Origin of the sequence: Kitasatospora arboriphila, assembly GCF_039528095.1 — a bacterium.
GTDB classification, from domain to species: domain Bacteria; phylum Actinomycetota; class Actinomycetes; order Streptomycetales; family Streptomycetaceae; genus Kitasatospora; species Kitasatospora arboriphila.
In genome coordinates, this window is record NZ_BAAALD010000311.1 from 1 (window position 1) to 538 (window position 538).

Annotated in this window: 1 protein-coding gene; it reads right to left on the bottom strand. The window is 50.0% G+C overall.

Going from position 1 to position 538, the window contains the following annotated elements; genetic code table 11:
• On the bottom strand, positions 1 to 313 hold a 313-nt coding region (locus tag ABD353_RS40145; protein WP_344628629.1), incomplete at its 3' end, for a class II aldolase/adducin family protein.
• Positions 314 to 538: the final 225 nt, after the last annotated feature.

Genomic DNA, 538 nt, shown 5'->3' on the forward strand with positions numbered 1-538 from the left:
TGAGGACCGACCCCGCCGTACAATGAACAGCGTGATTGTGGACCACCGCCTGGGCATCGGGTCGCGTCTGGTAGGCCGCCTGATGAAAACGCCATTCGCTGGAGGCCAGTTTTCCCTGCTCATGCTGGCCGTCGGCATCAATAAAGACCATCTTGTCTTCCGTCAGCTTTTCATATGGGATACCGGTAGGGGTGATCAGCATTCCTCCCTGATAGCGCACGCTGACATTGCCGGCGGTCCCCTGATTTAACCCCAGGCGGGTCATTTCCAGGCAGGTATCGATAATCTGCCGGGCCAGTCTGTTTCTTTCCATTGCGTTCCTCTTTTGGTGACTCATCATCCATCAACGGCAGGGCAACAGAAATATCGTCGGCTACCGTGGGATAGGGTGAATAATGGTCTTCATCATCAACCTGAATATTCAAAGGGGAATTTTCATGATTATTTTTTGTGAGCCGCGTCAATTATTCCGCCATGAATAAAGCAACCATACCCATTACGAGAGAGATTAAAATGCCCGTTCTTAATAATATTTCAT